The organism is Pseudomonas sp. Ost2 (assembly GCF_018326065.1).
Classification (GTDB): Bacteria; Pseudomonadota; Gammaproteobacteria; order Pseudomonadales; family Pseudomonadaceae; genus Aquipseudomonas; species Aquipseudomonas gingeri.
The window spans coordinates 6,413,054-6,433,174 of record NZ_AP021904.1 but is presented as its reverse complement, the minus strand read 5'-3'; the positions used below and the strand labels follow the sequence as shown (position 1 = coordinate 6,433,174).

Sequence of the window (20,121 nt, the reverse complement as noted above, 5' to 3'; positions counted from 1 at the left end):
GGCAGGGGAGCTTTGTGAAGTCGAGAGCATGAGCGATTACCCGTTTCTTGGAATTGTCTGGGTGGGTTTCTGCAGTTTGAAGCAATGCCTTGGCCTGGTTGATGGTGCGCAGTGAGCAAAAAACCGTCAATTCGCCGTGGGCCATTGTGGTCGATAATCGCACACAAAACTAACCAGTTCGTACACTTTGATTGATGTCCGGCTTGCCCTGCCCCAATAATCAATCCGGTTGCCGGAGGGCGATGGGATTTCTCTGTGGGAGCGGGCTTGCCCGCGCAGCTTCCAGCGATCCCAGGGGCCCTTCGCGGGCAAGCCCGCTCCCACAACTGCCCCGGCGTCTTTTGCCGGGGCTGGAGCGGTATCCAACAAAAACACCACCGCCAGGAGTCTACTTATGCAGCGTTCCATTGCCACCGTTTCCCTGAGCGGCACCTTGCCGGAAAAACTCGAGGCCATTGCCGCCGCCGGGTTCGATGGCGTGGAAATCTTTGAAAACGATCTGCTGTACTACGACGGCAGCCCCCGGGAAATCCGCCAGATGTGCGCGGACCTGGGGATCGCCATCACCCTGTTCCAGCCCTTTCGCGACTTCGAAGGCTGCCGCCGCGACCGCCTGGCGCGCAACCTGGAGCGTGCCGAGCGCAAGTTCGACCTGATGCAGGAACTGGGCACCGACCTGGTGCTGGTGTGCAGCAATGCGTCGGCCGACAGCCTGGGCGAGCGGCAGATCCTGGTCGACGACCTGCGCCTGCTGGCCGAACGCGCCGGCGCCCGTGGGTTGCGTATCGGCTACGAGGCGCTGGCCTGGGGCCGGCACGTCAACACCTATCAGCAGGTCTGGGATATCGTCCGCCAGGCCGACCACCCGAGCCTCGGTGTGCTGCTCGACAGCTTCCATACCCTGGCGCTCAAGGGCGATCCGGACGCCATCGCGCAGATTCCCGGCGACAAGATCTTCTTCGTGCAGATGGCCGACGCGCCTATCCTGGCGATGGATGTCCTGGAATGGAGCCGGCATTTTCGCTGCTTCCCGGGGCAGGGCGAATTCGACCTGCCGGGCTTTCTCGCGCCGATCATCAAGAGTGGTTACACCGGGCCGCTGTCCCTGGAGATCTTCAACGACGGTTTCCGCGCCGCCCCGCCCCGGGCGAATGCCGCCGATGGCCTGCGTTCGCTGTTGTACCTGGAAGAGAAAACCCGCGAGCGCCTGCTCCGGGAGGCTGGACCGAGCGCCACTCTCGATCCTCTGTTCGCGCCGCCGCCGGTCAGCGAAAACGAGGGTATCGAGTTCCTCGAGTTCGCCGTGGACGAAACCCTCGGTGCCCGGCTGACCCAGTGGCTGGAGCGCCTGGGCTTTGTCCACGCCGGTCAGCATCGCTCGAAAAACGTCAGCCTGTTGCGCCAGGGCGATATCAACCTGATCCTCAATGGCGAACCCTATTCCTTCGCCCACAACTTCTTCGAGGCCCACGGCCCGTCCCTGTGCGCCACGGCGATCCGGGTCAACGACAGTGCCAGTGCGCTGTCCCGGGCGATAGCCTACAAGGGCCAGCCTTATCGCGGCCTGGTCGGTCCCAACGAGCTGGAGCTGGCGGCGGTGCGGGCGCCGGATGGCAGCCTGATCTATCTGGTGGACAAGGAGGCTGCCGGGCAGAAACTCTATGCCACCGATTTCAACCTGTTGCCCGTCGCACCGACGCGGGCCGGTCTCAAGCGGATCGATCACATGGCCATGGCGCTGCCCGCCGACAGCCTCGACAGTTGGGTGCTGTTCTACAAGAGCCTGCTGGATTTCGAAGCCGACGACGAGGTGGTGCTGCCGGATCCCTATGGCCTGGTGAAGAGTCGGGCACTGCGCAGTCGCTGCAGTTCGATCCGCCTGCCGCTGAACATTTCCGAGAACCGCAACACGGCGATTTCCCATGCGCTGTCGAGCTATCGTGGTTCCGGCGTGCACCATATCGCCTTTGACTGCGACGATATTTTCGCCGAGGTCAGCCGGGCGAAAGAGGCGGGCGTGGCGTTGCTGGATATCCCCCTCAACTATTACGACGACCTGGCGGCGCGCTTCGATTTCGACGACGAATTCCTCAGCGAACTGGCCTACTACAACGTGCTGTACGACCGCGATGCCCAGGGTGGCGAGCTGTTCCACGTCTATACCGAGCCGTTCGAAGGGCGGTTCTTCTTCGAGATCCTGCAACGTAAGGGCGGTTACGCCGGCTATGGCGCGGCGAATGTCGCGGTGCGCCTGGCGGCGATGGCCAAATCCCGTAGCGGTGCCGTGCGCCAGGCCCGGCTTTAGCGCTCTGGGGCGAGGGAGAGGGGAATTGACCTGTCTCCCCGCTTCCTTCGCTGGGGGACGCAGCCCATAATCGCCAGCATCTGCCGAGAAGGCCGTGAGCCCAGAATGACCATGACTTCAGAACTTCCCGCCGCGCCTGACGTGTCCCTGCCCGCCGCCGTGCCGCGCAAGAGTCGCAAGAACAATCCCGAGAAGACCCGCGAGAACATCCTCCAGGAAGCGATTGTCGAGTTCGTCCAGCAGGGCCTTTCCGGTGCGCGGGTCGATGCGATCGCCGAGCGGACCCACACCTCGAAGCGGATGATCTATTACTACTTCGGCAGCAAGGAACAGCTCTACGTCGAGGTTCTGGAGAAGCTCTACGGCGAGATCCGCAGCACCGAGAGCCGCCTGCACCTGACGGAACTGGAACCGCGTGAAGCGATTCGGCGGATGGTCGAGTTCACCTTTGACCACCATGACCGCAACGTCGATTTCGTACGGATCGTCAGCATCGAGAACATCCACAAGGGGGAGTACGTCAAGCAGTCCCGGGCGATCCGCTCGATGAACGTCACCATCCTCGGCGCGCTGGGCGAGATCCTGCAACGGGGCGCGCAGCAGGGACTGTTCCGCAGCGGCCTGGACCCGCTGGACGTGCACCTGCTGGTGAGTTCGTTCTGTTTCTACCGGGTCTCGAACCGCCACACCATCGGTGAGATCTTCCAGATCGACCTGCCGGACGAGCAGATCAAGGCGCGGCATCGGGAGATGATCTGCGAATCGGTGTTGAGGTACCTGCAGGCTTGATCGATAGTCCGGGGACGGGCGCTGCTCCTGCGGCTATCGCATGCGTGCGGCGCTCGTCGCCTCCTGCGCCATCTGCAACTCTGCCCCTTGCAGCCACCTGCCGTAGTATTCCTTAAGTTCCTGCTCCCAGCCGATCACTTCATCCAGCACCTGCTCGGCCTGTTCTCGGGCAAGCGCGAAGTGCTCATGATGGCTGAGCAGGTTGCGGCGGCTGATCTGGGTTCCTTCACGACCGACAGCCATGGCCAGCGTCTGGGCGGGGCCTTCATCGAGAATGGGCAGTACGTCGTACATCGGCGAGAGACGCCATTGGCCTGCGGTCCAGATAATGGCGTGGTTGCGCGGGTGGTCGTCGCTGTTGCCGACCAGTGCGTTGTAGCACATGCGCTTGAACAGCTCCTGCAGATCTTTGTCGGGAACGCCACGGCGGCGCATCTCATCGGCGACACCCGCATAGCGCCAGTCATGCTGGGTCATCCACTCGGCGTCGAGCAAGGTGAGCGCGCTGAGCATGGGGAGGCGACTGCCGCCCTCGGCCAGCGGTGTCCGATCGAAGCGTTCCACCAAGAGCGTGGACGGGGTTTCGGCGTGCAGGGCCGTGCGGGCGACATTCAGGCCCTTGGAGGCGGCAAAGGTCATGCACGCGTATTCGACAGCCGGCAGGTCGTACTGATCAAAGCGGTCGCGGGGTTTGGCCAGGATCAGCATACCGTGATCCTGCAGGGTACGCTTCGGGCGGGCGCCGCCCAGTGAAGAACGCTGTTGGCGCAGGTTCAGTATCGAGACCGACTCCTGATCCAGTTGGCTGTCATAGACCGCTTCGCATGCCTCGACGAATTTTGCCAGGCCTCTTAATGTCGGCGCGGGCTCAGAGCCGAGACCTGGCGCTGGAGAGGCGGATCGCCCGACCATCAGGTTGCCAATACGGTCGTTGTTCGGTGACTTGAGCAGGAAGTCGAGGGTGGTCAGTTCCTGGCCATAGGCACGGTGAAGCAGACGCTCGCCCCAGCCGTCCGGCATGGCATCGTTGATAAAACCCGGGATGCCGCGATTCTTGGTGATGCCGGTATAGGCTTCGGCGCGCAGCGGATAGTTGATGGGGTCGGGGACCCAGCCATTGCTGGCCACGTAGTCGGGGGCATATAGAAATTCGCCGACCTTGCCCTGGAGCGTCAGTCGACCCAGGGTGACGACTTCACCTGTCTGCGGGTGTTCCATATAGATATAGGCGCGGGACATCAGAAATCCTCCGCCTTGGGTTTGGACAGGCGAACACGTCTCGAGGCCAGGCTCGCATGATTGTCCTCGTCCGTGACGTATCGTGTGATTTGCGAGGTGCCTTCGATCCCCTCCAGTGAACCGAAAATCATCTCGTTGATGCCCAGGCGCCAGAGCACCAGCATAAAGGACCTGAGGTCCACCAACTCCGAGCCATTCTCGATCTTGCGCAGCGTATGCTCGGAGATCCCGAGGCTGGATCTGAAGTCTGACTGGCGCAGGCCCAGATCCAGGCGTCTGGCTTTCACCAGTAGCCCGATTTTACTGAGGGTATCGCTACAGCCGACCGGAAAGAATGCCTTCATAACACTTACCAGAATGAGCCTTACCGTTGATAAGACTCACTGTAGCACGTCTTATGAGAAAGACATTTTATTATAAGGCTCAATTTTGTGAGTCTTATGAAGGGTAAAGCTCATCAGGGCGAGCCTTATAGACGCTGAAAGTGCTCCACCATCCGCTGCGCATCCGGCGTCAGGCCACTGAACAGTTCGAACGCCTTCACCGCCTGGAACACGGCCATGGTGCCGCCATCGAGCGTGCGGCAACCCAGGGCGCGGGCGTTGCGCAGCAGTTCGGTTTCCAGGGGGAAGTAGACGATCTCCGCCACCCACAGTGCCGCCCGCAGCAGTTCCAGCGGGACCGGCATGCCGGGCAGCTTGACCATGCCCATGGGGGTGGTATTCACCAGGCCGTCGGCACGGGCCATGGCGGCGGCCAGGTCGCTTCCGGCCCTGGCCCGGCTGCCATCGAAATGCTGGTTGAGGTTGTCCGCCAGGCTTCGCGCACGGTCGCTGTCGACATCGAATATCGTCAGTTGCCGCACACCTTCGGCGAGCAACGCATGAGCCACCGCCGCCCCCGCGCCGCCGGCACCCATCTGCACCACGTGTTCCACCGCGACGCCCTTGAGCCCGCGCCGAAAGCCTTCGGCGAAGCCCAGGCAGTCGGTGTTGTGGCCCACCCGCTTGCCGTCCTTGAGCACCACGGTATTCACCGCGCCAATCCCTCGTGCCTCGGGGGACAATTCGTCGAGCAACGGAATGATCGCCTGCTTGCAGGGAAAGGTGATGTTCAGGCCGGTGAATGCCATGCGCTCGGCGGCCAGCAGCAGGTCGGGCAGGGCATCGATGCCCAGTTGCAGCTGATCCAGGTCGATCAGCCGATACAGGTAACGCAAGCCCTGGGCATCGCCTTCGTGCTCATGCAGGGCGGGCGTGCGCGAACCCTGGATACCGGCGCCGATCAGTCCGGCCAGGATGCTTGTGCTGTTGTTCGGGTACATCGCGCTCACCCCTTCAATGTCTGGCTGAAATAGTCCAGCGCCAGGCGATAACCGTGGCTGCCGAAGCCGCACATCACCGCCTTGGCGATGGATGAGACGAACGAGTGATGGCGGAACGGTTCGCGGGCATGGACGTTGGACAGGTGCACTTCGATCACCGGCAACTCGCTGGCCACCAGTGCATCGCGGATCGCCACCGAGGTGTGGGTCCAGGCGGCCGGGTTGATGATGATCCCGGCGCAACGCCCGCGCGCCGCGTGGATCCAGTCCAGTAGTTCGCCTTCATGGTTGGTCTGGCGAAATTCCACGGTCAGGCCCAACTCGGTGGCGGTACGACCGCACAAGGCGGAAATGTCCGCCAGGGTTTCATGGCCGTAGGTGGCCGGCTCGCGGGTTCCGAGCAGGTTCAGGTTGGGGCCGTTGAGCACCAGCACGATAGGCGGCATCAGGGGAGTCTCCGTTGTTGTTCTTGGCGTCGACCGCAAGGCATCCGGGTCTGTCTGGATAAAATGTACTAACTGGTTAATCCAAGTCAAATGTCAGCAATCAACCCGGCGCAAACCGCGTGCTTTAGTGTTCGATCAACGAACAGTGTCGGGTTTGGGAGGGCAAAGGCATGGGGCGATGGCGACCAGTGATCGGTCTGTGACTTGACGCTGTCTCGTTCAAGGAGAATACTCGGGAAAAATTCATATAGATGACTGGATAACTACAAAAATGAACACACTTTCCAGCGACGAACGTCTTCCGCTCTATCAACGCCTGCGCGACGAGCTGGCCCGGCAGATTGCCAACAACCGCTGGCGTCCGGGCGAAGCGATTCCCACCGAAGCCGTACTGGCCGGCGAGTACCAGCTGTCCATCGGCACCGTGCGCAAGGCCATCGACAAGCTGGTGGAGGAAGGCATCCTCGAACGCCAGCAGGGTCGCGGCACCTTTATCCGCCGCCCGCAGTTCCAGTCTTCGCTGTTCCGCTTTTTCCGCTTCCAGAGCCTGGCCGGTGAACGGCAGATGCCGGAAAGCCGGATCCTCACCGTCGATTCCCTGCCCGCACCTTCCGCCGTCAGCCAGGCACTGGGGCTGCCGCCCGAGGCCGAAGTGATCCGTCTGGTCCGCCTGCGGTTGCTGGAAGGCACACCGCTGCTGGCCGAGGAAATCTGGCTGCCGCAAGCGCCGTTCCAGGCCCTGCTGACGGTCGACCTGGATCGCCAGGGGCCGCTGCTTTATCCGATCTACGAAGCGCTGTGCGGCCAGGTGGTCGCCTGTGCCGAAGAGACCCTCACTGCCGAAGCCGTGGGCGAGGTGCATGCGCGACTGTTGCAGATCGAGCCCGACAGCCCGGTGGTGGTGATCGAGCGACTGGCCCGTGACTACGCCGGCCGACCGCTGGAGTGGCGACGTTCCCGTGGCCATGCCAGCCACTTCCGCTACAGCGTCGAGATCCGCTGAGCCCCGACCGGCTTCCTGTTCACCTATAAGGATAAGAAATCATGTTCAGTTGGTATCGCGACATCACTTCGCGGGAGCGCAAGACGTTCTGGGCCTGCTTTGGCGGCTGGTCCCTGGATGCCCTGGAAGTGCAGATGTTCGGCCTGGCAATCCCGGCGCTGATCGCCGCCTTCGCCCTGAGCAAGGGCGACGCCGGGCTGGTCAGCGGCGTGACCCTGATCACCTCGGCCATCGGCGGCTGGCTCGGCGGCACGCTGTCCGACCGCTACGGCCGGGTACGCACCCTGCAATGGATGATCCTCTGGTTCTCGCTGTTCACCTTTCTCTCGGCCTTTGTCACCGGGTTCAACCAGTTGCTGGTGGTCAAGGCATTGCAGGGCTTCGGTATCGGTGGCGAGTGGGCGGCGGGCGCGGTGCTGATGGCGGAAACCATCCAGGCCCGCTATCGCGGCAAGGTCATGGGCGCGGTGCAGAGTGCCTGGGCGATCGGCTGGGGCGCGGCGGTCGGGGTCTTCACCCTGATCTACACCTTCGTACCCGAGGCCATGGCCTGGCGCGTGATGTTCCTGGTGGGACTGCTGCCGGCGCTGCTGGTGATCTATGTGCGCCGCAGCGTGGTCGAGCCGGACGGCACGCAACGCCAGGCCAAGGCCGAAGGGCGCGGCCTGCTGGCGTCGATGGCGGGGATCTTCCGTCCCGAGCTGCTGCGGGTCACGCTGCTGGGCGGCATCCTCGGCCTGGGCGCCCACGGCGGTTACCACGCGGTGATGACCTGGTTGCCGACCTTTCTCAAGACCGAACGCAACCTCTCGGTACTCAGCTCCGGCGGCTACCTGGCGGTGATCATCGTCGCGTTCTGGTTCGGCTGTATCGTCAGTGGCCTGTTGCTGGATCGTATCGGCCGGCGCAAGAACATCATCCTCTTTGCCTTCTGTTGCGTGGTCACGGTGCAGTGCTACCTGTTCCTGCCGCTGAGCAATACCCAGATGCTGTTCCTCGGCTTCCCCCTGGGCTTCTTCGCCGCCGGGATTCCGGCCAGCCTCGGCTCCTTCTTCAATGAGCTGTACCCGGCCGATGTGCGCGGCGCGGGCGTGGGCTTCTGCTACAACTTCGGCCGGGTGCTGTCGGCGGTGTTCCCGTTCATGGTCGGGCATATGAGCGAGTCGATGTCCCTGGGTTCGGCCATCGGCATCGACGCCGGGATCGCCTATGGCGTCGCGGTGCTCGCGGCGCTGGCCTTGCCGGAAACCAAAGGCCGCAACTTGCAGGGGGCCGCGCCGGATGCGCCACCGATCAGGCGCGCTGATGCCCGCCAGTTATCCTGAGAGCGTCACGAAACCTTGTGGGAGCGGCCGGTCGACGCTCGATTGCCTGCGATGAGGGCCGTGAGCCTTGCATCGCCTGATCGGCCACCACCGACGGCAAGCCGGCTCCCACAGGGCCTGTATTCACCTTTCCATAGATGAGTTCCATGTCCGAGATTTGCCCATTGCCGATTAGCGGCATCGATGCCCATGCCCATGTTTTCGAGCGCGGCCTGGGGTTGGCGGCCGCGCGCCGTTATGCGCCGGACTACGACGCCACCCTGGCCGACTACCTGGCGCGCTTGCAGGAAAACGGCCTGAGCCACGGCGTGCTGGTGCAGCCGAGTTTCCTCGGGACCGACAACCGCTATCTGCTGGCGGCGCTGCAGCAGGCGCCCGAGCGGTTGCGGGGGGTAGTGGTGGTCGAGCGCGACATTGCCTTCGAGGAACTGCGGCGCATGGCCGGACTCGGTGTTGCGGGCGTGCGCCTGAACCTGATGGGGCAGCCGCTGCCGGACTTTGCCGAGGCGTCGTGGCAGGTGTTTTTTCAGCACTTGCGCCGCCTGGACTGGCATGTCGAAGTGCATCGTCAACTGGAAGACCTGCCGGCGTTGATCCAGCCGTTGCTGGCGCACGGTTGCCGGGTGGTGGTCGATCATTTCGGCCGTCCCGATTCGCGGCTCGGGGTCGAGCAGCCGGCCTTTGCCCGCCTGCTGGCGCTGGGGGAAAGCGGGCGGTTGTGGATCAAGGTCTCGGCGATCTATCGGCTGGGTGGCACACCGATGGAAAACCTGCATTTCGCCGAGAAGGCCTTGTCGCAGATGTTGCAGAGCGTAGGGCCGGACCGGTTGCTGTGGGGCAGCGACTGGCCCCATACCCAGCATGAGCAGGACGTGAATTTCGCCTCCGAATTCGACCGCCTGCGCCGCCTGGCCTGCGCCGCGCCGCTGCGCCAGCATCTGCTGTGCGACACGGCGGCGCAGCTGTTCGGGTTTGTGACGGACTGAGTGGCGGTTGGCGCCCGCGAAGGACGCCACGCGGTGTATCAGGTCTTGCGCGCCGGCGTTCTTCGCGGGCAAGCCCGCTCCCACACAGGCTTGTCTGTTGCGCGGTTTCAGCGGCGGGTCAGCAGGACCCCGGATTCCATATGGTGGGTCCAGGGGAACTGATCGAACAGCGCACAGCGTTCGATGCGGTGGGTGTCGTGCAGTTGCGCGATATTCGCCGCCAGGGTCTCGGGGTTGCAGGAGATGTACAGGATATTGTCGAAGCGCCGGGTCAGTTCGCAGGTGTCCGGGTCCATGCCGGCGCGCGGCGGGTCGACGAACACGCTGCCGAACTCGTAGCTCTTCAGGTCGATACCATGCAAGCGGCGGAATGGCCGCACTTCATTCAAGGCCTCGGTCAGTTCCTCGGCGGACAGGCGCACCAGGGTGACGGTGTCCACGGCGTTCTCGTCGAGGTTGCTCAGGGCGGCATTGACCGAGGTCTTGCTGATCTCGGTCGCCAGCACCTTGCGTACCCGTGTCGCCAGCGGCAGGGTGAAGTTGCCGTTGCCGCAGTACAGCTCCAGCAGGTCGTCGGTGCGCTCGCCCAGGGCCTCATAGGCCCAGTTGAGCATTTTCTGGTTCACCGTGCCGTTGGGCTGGGTAAAGGCACCTTCCGGTTGCCGGTAGCTGAAGGTGCGACCGGCAATCTCGAATTTCTCCACCACGTAGTCATGACCGATCACCACGCGCTTGCCCTTGGAGCGCCCGATGATGCTCACGCCCAGATCGGCGGCCAGCTGCTCGGCGGCGGTCTGCCAGTGCGCGTCCAGCGGACGGTGATAGCACAGGGTGATCATCGCGTCGCCGGCCAGGGTGGTCAGGAACTCCACCTGGAACAGCTTGTGGCTCAGCGGCGCGCTGGCTTGCCAGGCGGCCTTGAGCCGGGGCATCAGTTCATTGATGCGCAAGCTGGCGATGGGGAAGTCTTCGATCAGGATCGGTGTGCGCTTGTCATCCTGGGAAAACATCGCGTAGTGGCGCTCGCCCGCTTCGCGCCACAGGCGGAACTCGGCCCGCAGGCGGAAGTGCTGCAGCGGCGAGTCGAACACTTGCGGCTCGGGTGCAGCGAACGGCGCCAGCAGGTCGCGCAGGCGCGCGACCTTGTCGTTGAGCTGGACGGCGTAGGTCGAGGAATCAAAAGTCATGCGTTGAACCAACCCAACTTGATCACAAACAGAATCGACAGAATCACCAGCGCCGGGTTCAGCTCGCGTGCGCGGCCGGACAGCAGCTTGATCGCGGTCCAGGCAATGAAGCCGAACGCGATGCCGTTGGCGATGGAATAGGTGAACGGCATGGCCAGGGCGGTGATCACCACCGGTGCCGCCTCGGTGACGTCATCCCAGTTGATTTCCGCCAGGCCCGAAGCCATCAGCACGGCCACGAACAGCAGCGCCGGTGCGGTGGCGAAGGCCGGGACACTGCCGGCCAGCGGGGCGAAGAACAGCGCCAGGAGGAACAGCACGGCAACCACCACGGCGGTCAGGCCGGTGCGGCCGCCGGCGCTGACGCCCGCCGCCGACTCGATGTAGCTGGTGGTGGTCGAGGTCCCCAGCAGCGAACCGGCCATGGCGGCGGTGCTGTCGGCGATCAGGGCGCGGCCCATTTTCGGCATGTGGCCGTCCTTGCCCATCAGCCCGGCGCGCTTGGCGACGCCGATCAGGGTGCCGGAGTTATCGAACAGGTCGACGAACAGGAAGGCGAAGATCACGCTGACCAGGCCGATATCCAGTGCGCCCCTGATGTCCAGTTGCATGAAGGTCGGCGCCAGCGACGGCGGTGCCGAGATGATGCCGCCGAACGGGCTGAACCCCATCAGGATCGAGACGATGGTCACGCCAAGGATGCCGATCAGCACCGCGCCACGGACTTTCAGGGCGTCCAGGGCGACGATGACGGCAAAGCCCAGGGTGGCGAGGATCGGCGCCGGCTGCTTGAGGTCGCCGAGGCCGACCATGGTCGCCGGGTTGCTGACCACGATACCGGCGTTGTGCAGGGCGATCAGCGCCAGGAACAGGCCGATACCGGCGGCAATCGCCGAGCGCAGCGGCAGCGGGATGCTGTTGATGATCCATTCGCGGATACGGAAGATCGACAGCAGGAAGAAGCACACCGCCGAGATGAACACCGCCCCCAGCGCCACTTGCCAGGTGTGGCCCATGTGCAGGACCACGGTGTAGGTGAAGAAGGCGTTCAGGCCCATGCCCGGGGCGAGGGCGATCGGGTAGTTGGCGATCAGGCCCATCACGGTCGAGCCGATAGCGGCGGCCAGGCAGGTCGCGACGAAGACCGCGCCCTTGTCCATGCCGGTTTCGCCGAGGATGCTCGGGTTGACGAACAGGATGTAGGCCATGGCCAGGAAGGTCGTGACGCCCGCGAGAATCTCGGTGCGCACGTTGGTATTGTGTGCCTTGAGTTGAAACAGCCTTTCCAGCATCTCTGCTCCCCAATGGCGCGTTCGGCGCCCTGAATGAATCGGTCCCAACAGCAAAGCACAGACTCTGGTGGCCTGATGAAATTCGTCTGCGGGAAAAAGCCGCGCATCATACCAGCCGATGGCGGGAATGGGGGCGGGGTGGTGACTCCATCGCGCGACCGCCTTGCCCGAACTACTGCGAAATCCGTGCCTGAGGCATACTCTGCGGCAGACGAGGGGGCGGCTTTATGAAACCAGTGATGAAACACGTGAGCAATCGCCTGGCGCTGTGCGCCGGCGCACTGCTGTTGTTGGCCGGCGGCCAGGCTTCAGCGGCACCGGCGGCACCGCTGAAGGGCGTGGCAATCTATACGGTGGCGTCGGCGGGGGTGGTCGAGGACGTTTCCGACGGCCGCCGGCGCACGCAAATCGCCCATCGCGGGCCGAACATCACGGTAACGGTGGTCGAACTGGGCTATGGGCGCGCACCGGGTGCGACGTTCAACGGTACTCCGATCAACTACAGCCAGCGCAATTCCCTGTGCGAGTTCAGCAAGCCGTTCGTGCCCTGCAACGGCGGCGCGGTGGTCGGCTACAGCTATATCTACGACCTGCAGGACCAGCAGCAGGGCACCTTCAGCTTCAGTAACCGCTCGCTGACGATGCCGGTACAGACGATGACGGCGACCATAGATATCAACTAGGTCGGCATCAACCGGCCGCCGGTGCGGTCTCGCGCTTTTCGGCGTGCATGCGGTCGCGGTTGGCCAGGGTCGGGAACAGCTTCATCCAGGTCCCGGTGATCACCAGGGTGCCGACCCCGCCGAGGACCACGGCCGGCACGGTGCCGAACCAGTGGGCGGTCAGCCCGGATTCGAACTCGCCCAACTGGTTGGAAGCGCCGATGAACAGGCCGTTCACCGCGCTGACGCGGCCGCGCATCTCATCCGGGGTTTCCAGTTGCACGAACGATGAGCGGATCACCATGCTGATCATGTCCGCCGCGCCGAGTACCACCAGCACAGCCAGGGAAAACCAGAACGAGGTCGACAGGCCGAAGGCGATGGTCGCCACGCCGAATACCCCGACGGCGGTGAACATGACCCGGCCGACCCTGCGTTCCATCGGAAAGCGCGCCAGCCACAGTGACATCAGCAGCGCCCCGACCGCCGGTGCCGAACGCAGCAGGCCCAGGCCCCAGGCGCCGGTCAGCAGGATGTCCTTGGCGAACACCGGCAGCAGGGCGGTCGCGCCACCCAGCAGCACCGCGAACAGGTCCAGGGAGATGGCCCCGAGAATGTCCGGGCGGCTGCGAATGAAACGGATCCCTGCCAATAGCGAGTCGAGGGTCGCCTTGCCCTTGTTCAGGGGTGTCTGGCGTGCCGGCAGGTTGAGCATCAGCAGGCAGGCGATGACATACAGGGCGACGGTCGGACCGTAGACCCAGACACTGCCAAAGGCGTACAGCAGGCCACCGAGGGCCGGGGCGACGATGGTCGCCAGTTGCTGCGCCGACTGTGCCGCCGCCACCGCACGGGGGAACAGCGCCGCCGGCACGATGGACGGCAACAGCGCCTGGGTGGTGGGCATCTCGAAAGAGCGCGCGGCGCCGAGCAGGAACGCCAGGATAAAGATCATCTCCCGGGTCACCTGGTTCGTCGCGCCGCCGATGGCCAGGCTCAGGGCGATCAGGGCCTGCAGGGTCTGGCACAGCGCCGCGACCTTGCGCCGGTCATAACGATCCGCGACATGCCCGGTGTGCAGCATGAACAGTACGCGTGGGGCGAACTCCACCAGCCCTACCAGGCCCAGGTCGAGCACGTTGCCGGTCAATTGATAGAGGTTCCAGCCAATGGCCACGGTGAGCATCTGGAAGCTGCTGGCGGTAAAGATCCGGGCCAGCCAGAAAGCGAGGAAAGGGCGGTGATGGCGCAGCAACAACGGCGTCTCGGTGGGCATCGGGGACTCGCCTGGGCAGGGGGTAGGGCAGATTATCATCCCCATGTAACAAAAAGTTGCTGAGCTGTCGGTGTTTTTCCCTTCGCCCGTTTTTTGCGGATCAGATGAAATCTGCACCTGAGGCAACCTGTCACGCGGCAAAAGACCACATAACCCGGTCGTCGGAATGGGACTACTCTTTTATCGTTGATTGATCCAGGTCACTTCCCTTTGCGGCGCCGATCTGGATCCGACTCCCTGCGTCGCGATGGTTTAAAAGAACGAATTCGAATTCGCCACACTCCATATCCGTGGGGGCAGTGGGTGCAGGCCTCCAGGTCGGCAGCCGGTATTACCTGACAGAGGAAGACTTATGTTCGGTTTGGAGGCACTTGATCTCGCCCGAATCCAGTTCGCGTTCACCATTTCATTCCATATCCTGTTCCCGGCCATCACCATTGGCCTGGCGAGCTACCTGGCGGTGCTCGAAGGGTTGTGGCTGAAGACGCGCAACGATACGTACCGCGATCTGTATCATTTCTGGTCGAAGATCTTTGCCGTCAACTTCGGCATGGGGGTGGTTTCCGGCCTGGTGATGGCGTACCAGTTCGGCACCAACTGGAGTCGTTTCTCGGACTTCGCCGGTGCGGTCACCGGACCGCTGCTGACCTACGAGGTGCTGACGGCATTCTTCCTCGAGGCCGGTTTCCTTGGCGTCATGCTGTTTGGCTGGAACAAGGTCGGCCGCGGGCTGCACTTCTTCTCCACGGTGATGGTGGCGATCGGCACCCTGATCTCGACTTTCTGGATCCTGTCGTCCAACAGCTGGATGCAGACGCCCCAGGGCTATGAAATCATCGATGGCCGGGTGATCCCGGTGGATTGGCTGGCGGTGGTGTTCAACCCGTCCTTCCCCTACCGCCTGATGCACATGGCCACCGCCGCGTTTGTCGCGACGGCGTTCTTCGTCGGTTCCTCGGCGGCCTGGCACCTGCTGCGCGGCCGGGACAACCCGGCGATCCGCACCATGCTGTCGATGGCCATGTGGATGGCGCTGATCGTGGCGCCGATCCAGGCGGTGATCGGTGACTTCCACGGCCTCAACACCCTCAAGCACCAGCCGGCGAAAATCGCCGCCATCGAAGGTCACTGGGAAAACGTCGGCAACGAACCGACCCCGTTGATTCTGTTCGGCTGGCCGGACATGAAGGCCGAGAAAACCCGGTTCGCGGTGGAAATTCCCTACCTGGGCAGCCTGATCCTGACCCACTCGCTGGACAAGCAGGTGCCGGCGCTCAAGGAATTCCCGCCGGAGGACCGGCCGAATTCGACCATTGTGTTCTGGTCGTTCCGGGTCATGGTCGGCCTCGGCTTCCTGATGATCTTCACCGGCCTGTGGAGCCTGTGGCTGCGCAAGCGCGACCGTCTCTACGAGAACCGCCTGTTCCTGCACCTGGCCTTGTGGATGGGCCCGTCCGGCCTGATCGCGATCCTGGCGGGCTGGTTCACCACGGAAATCGGCCGCCAACCCTGGGTGGTCTACGGGCTGATGCGCACGGCGGATGCGTCCTCCGGGCATAGCCTGGTGCAGATGAGCATCACGCTCGCCCTGTTTGTCGTGGTCTATTTCTCGCTGTTCGGCGTGGGCCTGGGCTACATGATGCGCCTGGTCCGCAAAGGGCCGAAGATCAACGAAGGTGCCGAACCGAGCCACGGTGGGCCCGGTCAGCAACGCACACCGGCCCGTCCGCTTTCCGCCGCCGATGAAGGCAGTGAAAACGGCCATGGCGACAGCCTGAACAAGGGGAACTGAATCATGGGTATTGATCTTCCGCTGATCTGGGCCGTGATCATCATCTTCGGCATCATGATGTACGTGGTCATGGATGGTTTCGACCTGGGGATCGGCATTCTCTTTCCCTTTATCAAGGGCGATCGTGACCGCGACGTGATGATGAACACCGTGGCACCGGTCTGGGACGGCAACGAGACCTGGCTGGTACTCGGCGGCGCGGCGCTGTTCGGCGCCTTCCCGCTGGCGTATTCGGTGGTGCTGTCGGCGTTGTACCTGCCGCTGATTTTCATGCTTGTCGGCCTGATCTTCCGCGGCGTGGCCTTCGAGTTCCGTTTCAAGGCCAAGGACGACAAGCGGCATATCTGGGACAAGGCCTTCATTGGCGGTTCACTGGCGGCGACCTTTTTCCAGGGCGTGGCCCTGGGCGCCTTCATCGACGGGATCCCGGTGGTCAACCGGCAGTTCGCCGGCGGTTCGCTGGACTGGTTGACGCCGTTCACGCTGTTCTGCGGCGTGGCCCTGGTGGTGGCCTATGCCTTGCTCGGCTGCACCTGGCTGATCATGAAGACCGAAGGCAAGTTGCAGGAGCAGATGCATGACCTGGCGCGGCCGCTGGCGTTTGTCCTGCTGGCGGTGATCGGCATCGTCAGCATCTGGACGCCCCTGGCCCATGCCGAGATCGCCGCACGCTGGTTCACCCTGCCGAACCTGTTCTGGTTCCTGCCGGTGCCGATCCTGGTGCTCGTGACCTTGTACGGCCTGATCCGCGCGGTGGCGCGCAACGCCCACTACACGCCGTTCCTGCTGACCCTGGTGTTGATCTTCCTCGGCTACAGCGGCCTCGGTATCAGCCTGTGGCCGAATATCGTGCCGCCGTCGATCTCGATCTGGGATGCCGCCGCACCGCCGCAGAGCCAGGGCTTCATGTTGGTGGGCACGCTGTTCATCATCCCGTTCATCCTCGGCTACACCTTCTGGAGTTACTACGTGTTCCGCGGCAAGGTGACCCACGAGGATGGCTATCACTAGGTGATGGCCGATGGCTCGCGATGGCGTCCTTCAGGGCGCCGTCCTTATGACGACGAGGACCCCGAGATGACAGGTAAACATTCGTTGCACGAGATCGAACAGGCCGAGAAGAAACCGCTCTGGCAGCGCCTGGGCTGGCTGGCGATGATCTGGACAGGCAGTGTGCTGGCGTTGTTTGTGGTCGCCAGCCTGATGCGCCTGTTCATGAACGCCGCGGGGCTGACGACTCACTGATCACCCGGCAGGCACCTCATCGCGCCTACTTGCGGGCCTTGAGAATGACGAACTTGGGTGTCGCCGCCACTTGCTCGACGCCCCGGAACAGGCGGGCCAGCTTGCTGTGATAGCCCAGGTGGCGGTTGCCGACGATGTACAGCGCGCCACCGACCACCAGTGCTTCCCGGGCCTGCTGGAACATCCGCCAGGCGAGGAAGTCGCCGACGACCTGCTGCTGGTGGAAGGGCGGGTTGCACAGCACCACATCCAGTGATTGCGCCGCCTGGCCGGCGAGGCCGTCATCGGCGCGCACGGTCACTTCCCGGTCACCGAGTATCGCCTGCCAGTTTTCCCGAGCCGATTGCACGGCCATGAACGACTCGTCCACCAGCGTGTAGTGGGCCTGCGGGTTTTGCAGCGCGCTGGCGATGGCCAGCACGCCGTTGCCGCAGCCGAGGTCGGCGACCCGGGCATTGCCCAGGTTGTCGGGCAGGTGGGGAAGGAAGGCCCGGGTACCGATATCCAGGCCTTCGCGACAGAAGACGTTGGCATGGTTGAGCAGCTCGATCGCCGGTTGATCGAGGGTGTAGCGCGTCGGGTAGGGTGAGCCGATAGCGGCTCTGGCTTCGGGTGTCGCGATCAGCAGGCGGGCTTTCTTCACCGCCAATGAGGCCTGTACCGGGCCGACGTAACGCTCCAGCAGGTCTCCCGCGGCCCTGGGCAAATGCTTGACCATGGCCGCGGCGACCACCTGCGCGCCCGGCGCCAGTTGACCCTGCAGGCGGATCAGTTGTTCTTCCAGCAGCGCCAGGGTCTTGGGCACGCGGATCAGGACCCGGTCGAACGGGCCGCTCAGGGCCTCGCTGGCCGGTACATGACGCACGGCATCGAAGGCCTTGCCATTGCGCACCAGGTTTTTTTCCAACGCCAGGGCCGCCAGGAACGAGTCGCCGCTGCTGGTGAGCTGCACATGGCCTTCCAGGCTGGCGGCCAGTGCGCCGAAACTGTCGTTGAGCACCAGTACCCGGGTGTCGCGCGGGACCGCCTGCGCGGCCAGGTGGTCGAGCAGGTATTGATCGGCCGCGTCGAACGCCTGCAGCGGTTCGTTCTGCTGTTCAGGCTGGCGGATCAGATCGAGTTGGGCGAACGGGCTTTCTAGCAGGGGCATGGGGTACAGGCTCTGGAGGACGGTTTGCGGCTGTCTTGAGTCGGCGCTTGGAGCAAGCGTGGTCTGCAACGGTAGGCAAGAGCGGGGATTTTACGTGGGTTTCGAAGATATTGCCTGTGGCACGTGTGGATGGCAGGTCCTTCTGCCGGGTAGATGGGGATGCCGGGTCAGTACAGCAATCCGGACTTGGCGGCGCGCAGTACTGCCGAGGCCTTGTTGCTGACCCCCAGTTTTCTCATGATCGTGCTCATGTGAAAGCCTACGGTGCGTGCCGTCAGGTTGAGGATGTTGGCGATTTCCGCAGCGGTCTTGCCTTCAGCCGTCCACTTCAGGATCTCGGTTTCCCGAGGCGAGAGCGGATGGTAGTTTTGCGGCTGACAGGAGTTGACCAGCTTTTCCGCCATGTACGAATGCAGCCAATTGCATAGCCACAGGATATGGCCCGTCTTCGAGTAGAACTCGCTGGACGTGATGGGCTCGTAGGTCCTGGCCAGGCTCAGGGTGCTGACGATACCGCGAATGTCGTGCACCGACTGCGACCACCCGTGGTTGAGGCCATGGGTCTGCATGTCGCGCCAGAGTGTCGGTGTCGCTCTGAAGGTTTCCGGTACCCAGAGTATGGGAAACACTGAACTGTGACAGTGAGCGATCAGCGGATCAATCGTGATGTAATTGTTGCGCTGGTAACACGAGTTCCATTCGGATGGATAGTTGTTGAAAGATGTACTGTTTGGTTGGACGCCTCCTAACAAGGTGCTGACTCTGAACGATACATAGGTAAAGCGTATTTGCCCTGCCAGATTGAAAACTGCGTTGAAGACTGCCTGTTCTTCTTTTTCACTCATGAGCTGGTGCAGTTGAGTATCCTGCCAGTTCTCCATTGAGGTTCCCTTCCTTGAAGCTTGGTGCGGTTCTTTTGGACCGAATGTGCCTGAAGTAGTGTAGGAAAATTCCTGGTTTCGGTGGGGTTTTTTTATATGCTGATGATATTTTTATTGTCTTTAAAGGAAGGGTGTTATCGCGTCAAGTATTGTCCGGGGGGGTAAATGATAGATGTCATTTTGATATGTTTTGCTTTTTCGGGGGTGTAATTTTTTTGTGAAAAAAATGTGAAATGCGGAATTTCATTTATAAGCTTTTGTTTTTTCATGGTGCTGTACTTTATCTATATATTTGTACATGTTTCGGGGTGAAACTTATACCACTACAAACCACCGGTGTTTCTCGGGTCGGCTTTGCGCGACACTGACCCTCCAGTCCCGATGGAGCGCACCATGACCGCCAGCGCAGAAAAATTTACCCGGCAGACCCTGCTCGATGTCCGTCCCCAGACCTCCAGTCTGTTTACCCTGCGTACCACGCGGGATGTCGGGTTTCGTTTTCGTGCCGGGCAATTTGCCCGCCTGGGCGTGACCAAGGCGGATGGCAGCGTGGTGTGGCGGGCCTACTCGATGGTTTCGTCGCCCTATGACGAGTTTCTCGAGTTCTTTTCCATCGTCGTGCCGGGTGGCGAGTTCACCAGTGAGTTGAGTCGCCTGGAAGTGGGCGATTCGCTATTGATCGAACGCCAGGCCGTGGGCTACCTGACCCTCGACCGCTTCGTCGACGGGCGCGATCTCTGGCTGCTGGCCACGGGTACCGGGGTGGCGCCGTTCCTGTCGATCCTGCAGGACTTCGAGGTGTGGGAGCGATTCGAGCGGATTCTGCTGGTCTACAGTGCCCGCCATGAGCGCGAGCTGGCGTACCGGGAACTGATCGCCGGCCTGGGCGAACGCGACTACCTGGCCGAGTATGCCCACAAGCTGCGCTTCGTTCCCACCATCACCCGCGAGGCGGTGCCGGGGGTATTGCAGGGACGGATTCCCCAACTGATCGTCAGTGGCGAGCTGGAGCGCGCGGCCGGTGTGGCCCTGAGCGCCGAGCACTCGCGAGTGATGATCTGCGGCAACCCGCAGATGATCGACGATACCCGCCAGGTGCTGAAGCAGCGTGATATGCAACTGAGCCTGAGTCGTCGCCCCGGTCAGGTCGCGGTGGAAAACTACTGGTAGGGGCGGGCGTGCGCAAACGGTCGGGACGTTTGAAATGCCGTTTCTGGAT

19 protein-coding genes are annotated in these 20,121 nt (G+C 62.8%); 10 read left to right on the top strand and 9 right to left on the bottom strand.

Annotation, left to right across the window (positions count from 1 at the left end; all coding sequences use genetic code 11):
- Positions 1-394 precede the first annotated feature (394 nt).
- Both quiC and KI243_RS28440 read left to right on the top strand, forming a co-directional pair.
- The gene (gene quiC / locus KI243_RS28445) at positions 395-2,305 is read left to right on the top strand and encodes a 3-dehydroshikimate dehydratase QuiC (RefSeq protein WP_017123403.1); all 1,911 of its coding nucleotides are present in this window, start codon (positions 395-397) and stop codon (positions 2,303-2,305) included.
- 105 nt (positions 2,306-2,410) lie between these two features.
- The gene (locus KI243_RS28440; RefSeq protein WP_017123404.1) at positions 2,411-3,094 is read left to right on the top strand and encodes a TetR/AcrR family transcriptional regulator; all 684 of its coding nucleotides are present in this window, start codon (positions 2,411-2,413) and stop codon (positions 3,092-3,094) included.
- Positions 3,095-3,127: 33 nt separating this feature from the next.
- Here KI243_RS28440 and KI243_RS28435 read toward each other — a convergent pair whose 3' ends face one another.
- The 4 genes from KI243_RS28435 to aroQ form a co-directional block, all read right to left on the bottom strand.
- Positions 3,128-4,333 (bottom strand): type II toxin-antitoxin system HipA family toxin, encoded by a 1,206-nt coding sequence (locus KI243_RS28435; protein ID WP_017123405.1) that lies wholly within the window; start codon positions 4,331-4,333, stop codon positions 3,128-3,130.
- Complete coding sequence (locus tag KI243_RS28430) at positions 4,333-4,677, bottom strand: hypothetical protein (RefSeq protein WP_017123406.1); 345 nt, start codon at positions 4,675-4,677, stop codon at positions 4,333-4,335. The genes KI243_RS28435 and KI243_RS28430 overlap by 1 nt, the downstream gene beginning before the upstream one ends.
- Positions 4,678-4,802: 125 nt before the next feature.
- On the bottom strand, positions 4,803-5,657 hold the full coding sequence (locus KI243_RS28425) for a shikimate dehydrogenase (protein WP_177106443.1): 855 nt from the start codon (positions 5,655-5,657) through the stop codon (positions 4,803-4,805).
- Positions 5,658-5,662: 5 nt separating this feature from the next.
- Positions 5,663-6,103 carry a type II 3-dehydroquinate dehydratase gene (gene aroQ / locus KI243_RS28420; RefSeq protein ID WP_017123408.1) on the bottom strand — a complete coding sequence of 147 codons (441 nt, stop codon included), beginning with the start codon at positions 6,101-6,103 and terminating at the stop codon, positions 5,663-5,665.
- Positions 6,104-6,374: 271 nt separating this feature from the next.
- Here aroQ and KI243_RS28415 point away from each other — a divergent pair, with 271 nt between their 5' ends.
- The 3 genes from KI243_RS28415 to KI243_RS28405 all read left to right on the top strand — a co-directional run bounded on the left by KI243_RS28415 (position 6,375) and on the right by KI243_RS28405 (position 9,417).
- Positions 6,375-7,106 (top strand): GntR family transcriptional regulator, encoded by a 732-nt coding sequence (locus KI243_RS28415; protein ID WP_177106444.1) that lies wholly within the window; start codon positions 6,375-6,377, stop codon positions 7,104-7,106.
- Between the two features lie 41 nt (positions 7,107-7,147).
- Positions 7,148-8,431: an MFS transporter gene (locus KI243_RS28410; RefSeq protein ID WP_017123410.1), complete on the top strand. Its 1,284-nt coding sequence runs from the start codon at positions 7,148-7,150 to the stop codon at positions 8,429-8,431.
- A gap of 146 nt (positions 8,432-8,577) precedes the next feature.
- A complete protein-coding gene (locus KI243_RS28405) occupies positions 8,578-9,417 on the top strand; it encodes an amidohydrolase family protein (RefSeq protein ID WP_017123411.1) in 840 nt (279 codons plus the stop codon).
- Between the two features lie 107 nt (positions 9,418-9,524).
- Here the strand turns inward: KI243_RS28405 and trmA are convergent, their stop codons facing one another.
- Complete coding sequence (gene trmA / locus KI243_RS28400; RefSeq protein ID WP_017123412.1) at positions 9,525-10,604, bottom strand: tRNA (uridine(54)-C5)-methyltransferase TrmA; 1,080 nt, start codon at positions 10,602-10,604, stop codon at positions 9,525-9,527.
- Positions 10,601-11,896: an NCS2 family permease gene (locus tag KI243_RS28395; protein ID WP_017123413.1), complete on the bottom strand. Its 1,296-nt coding sequence runs from the start codon at positions 11,894-11,896 to the stop codon at positions 10,601-10,603. Before KI243_RS28395 ends, trmA begins: the two co-directional genes overlap by 4 nt.
- A gap of 227 nt (positions 11,897-12,123) precedes the next feature.
- Between KI243_RS28395 and KI243_RS28390 the strand changes: the two genes are divergently transcribed.
- The gene (locus tag KI243_RS28390) at positions 12,124-12,579 is read left to right on the top strand and encodes a DUF4879 domain-containing protein (RefSeq protein ID WP_244861785.1); all 456 of its coding nucleotides are present in this window, start codon (positions 12,124-12,126) and stop codon (positions 12,577-12,579) included.
- Between the two features lie 7 nt (positions 12,580-12,586).
- Here KI243_RS28390 and KI243_RS28385 read toward each other — a convergent pair whose 3' ends face one another.
- Complete coding sequence (locus KI243_RS28385) at positions 12,587-13,834, bottom strand: MFS transporter (RefSeq protein WP_017123415.1); 1,248 nt, start codon at positions 13,832-13,834, stop codon at positions 12,587-12,589.
- A 352-nt stretch (positions 13,835-14,186) separates the two neighbouring features.
- On the opposite strand from KI243_RS28385, the gene KI243_RS28380 reads away from it, so the two are divergent.
- From KI243_RS28380 to KI243_RS28370, 3 genes are all read left to right on the top strand, one after another.
- Positions 14,187-15,626, top strand: coding sequence for a cytochrome ubiquinol oxidase subunit I (locus tag KI243_RS28380; RefSeq protein WP_017123416.1), 1,440 nt, complete (start codon positions 14,187-14,189; stop codon positions 15,624-15,626).
- 3 nt (positions 15,627-15,629) lie between these two features.
- Complete coding sequence (cydB, locus tag KI243_RS28375) at positions 15,630-16,637, top strand: cytochrome d ubiquinol oxidase subunit II (RefSeq protein ID WP_017123417.1); 1,008 nt, start codon at positions 15,630-15,632, stop codon at positions 16,635-16,637.
- A gap of 66 nt (positions 16,638-16,703) precedes the next feature.
- A complete protein-coding gene (locus KI243_RS28370; RefSeq protein ID WP_017123418.1) occupies positions 16,704-16,871 on the top strand; it encodes a DUF2474 domain-containing protein in 168 nt (55 codons plus the stop codon).
- Between the two features lie 25 nt (positions 16,872-16,896).
- Here the strand turns inward: KI243_RS28370 and KI243_RS28365 are convergent, their stop codons facing one another.
- Both KI243_RS28365 and KI243_RS28360 read right to left on the bottom strand, forming a co-directional pair.
- A complete protein-coding gene (locus KI243_RS28365; protein WP_212810149.1) occupies positions 16,897-18,021 on the bottom strand; it encodes a methyltransferase in 1,125 nt (374 codons plus the stop codon).
- Between the two features lie 167 nt (positions 18,022-18,188).
- Positions 18,189-18,902 carry an autoinducer binding domain-containing protein gene (locus KI243_RS28360; RefSeq protein ID WP_146049171.1) on the bottom strand — a complete coding sequence of 238 codons (714 nt, stop codon included), beginning with the start codon at positions 18,900-18,902 and terminating at the stop codon, positions 18,189-18,191.
- A gap of 393 nt (positions 18,903-19,295) precedes the next feature.
- On the opposite strand from KI243_RS28360, the gene KI243_RS28355 reads away from it, so the two are divergent.
- Positions 19,296-20,072, top strand: coding sequence for a ferredoxin--NADP reductase (locus tag KI243_RS28355; RefSeq protein WP_212810148.1), 777 nt, complete (start codon positions 19,296-19,298; stop codon positions 20,070-20,072).
- Positions 20,073-20,121 lie beyond the last annotated feature (49 nt).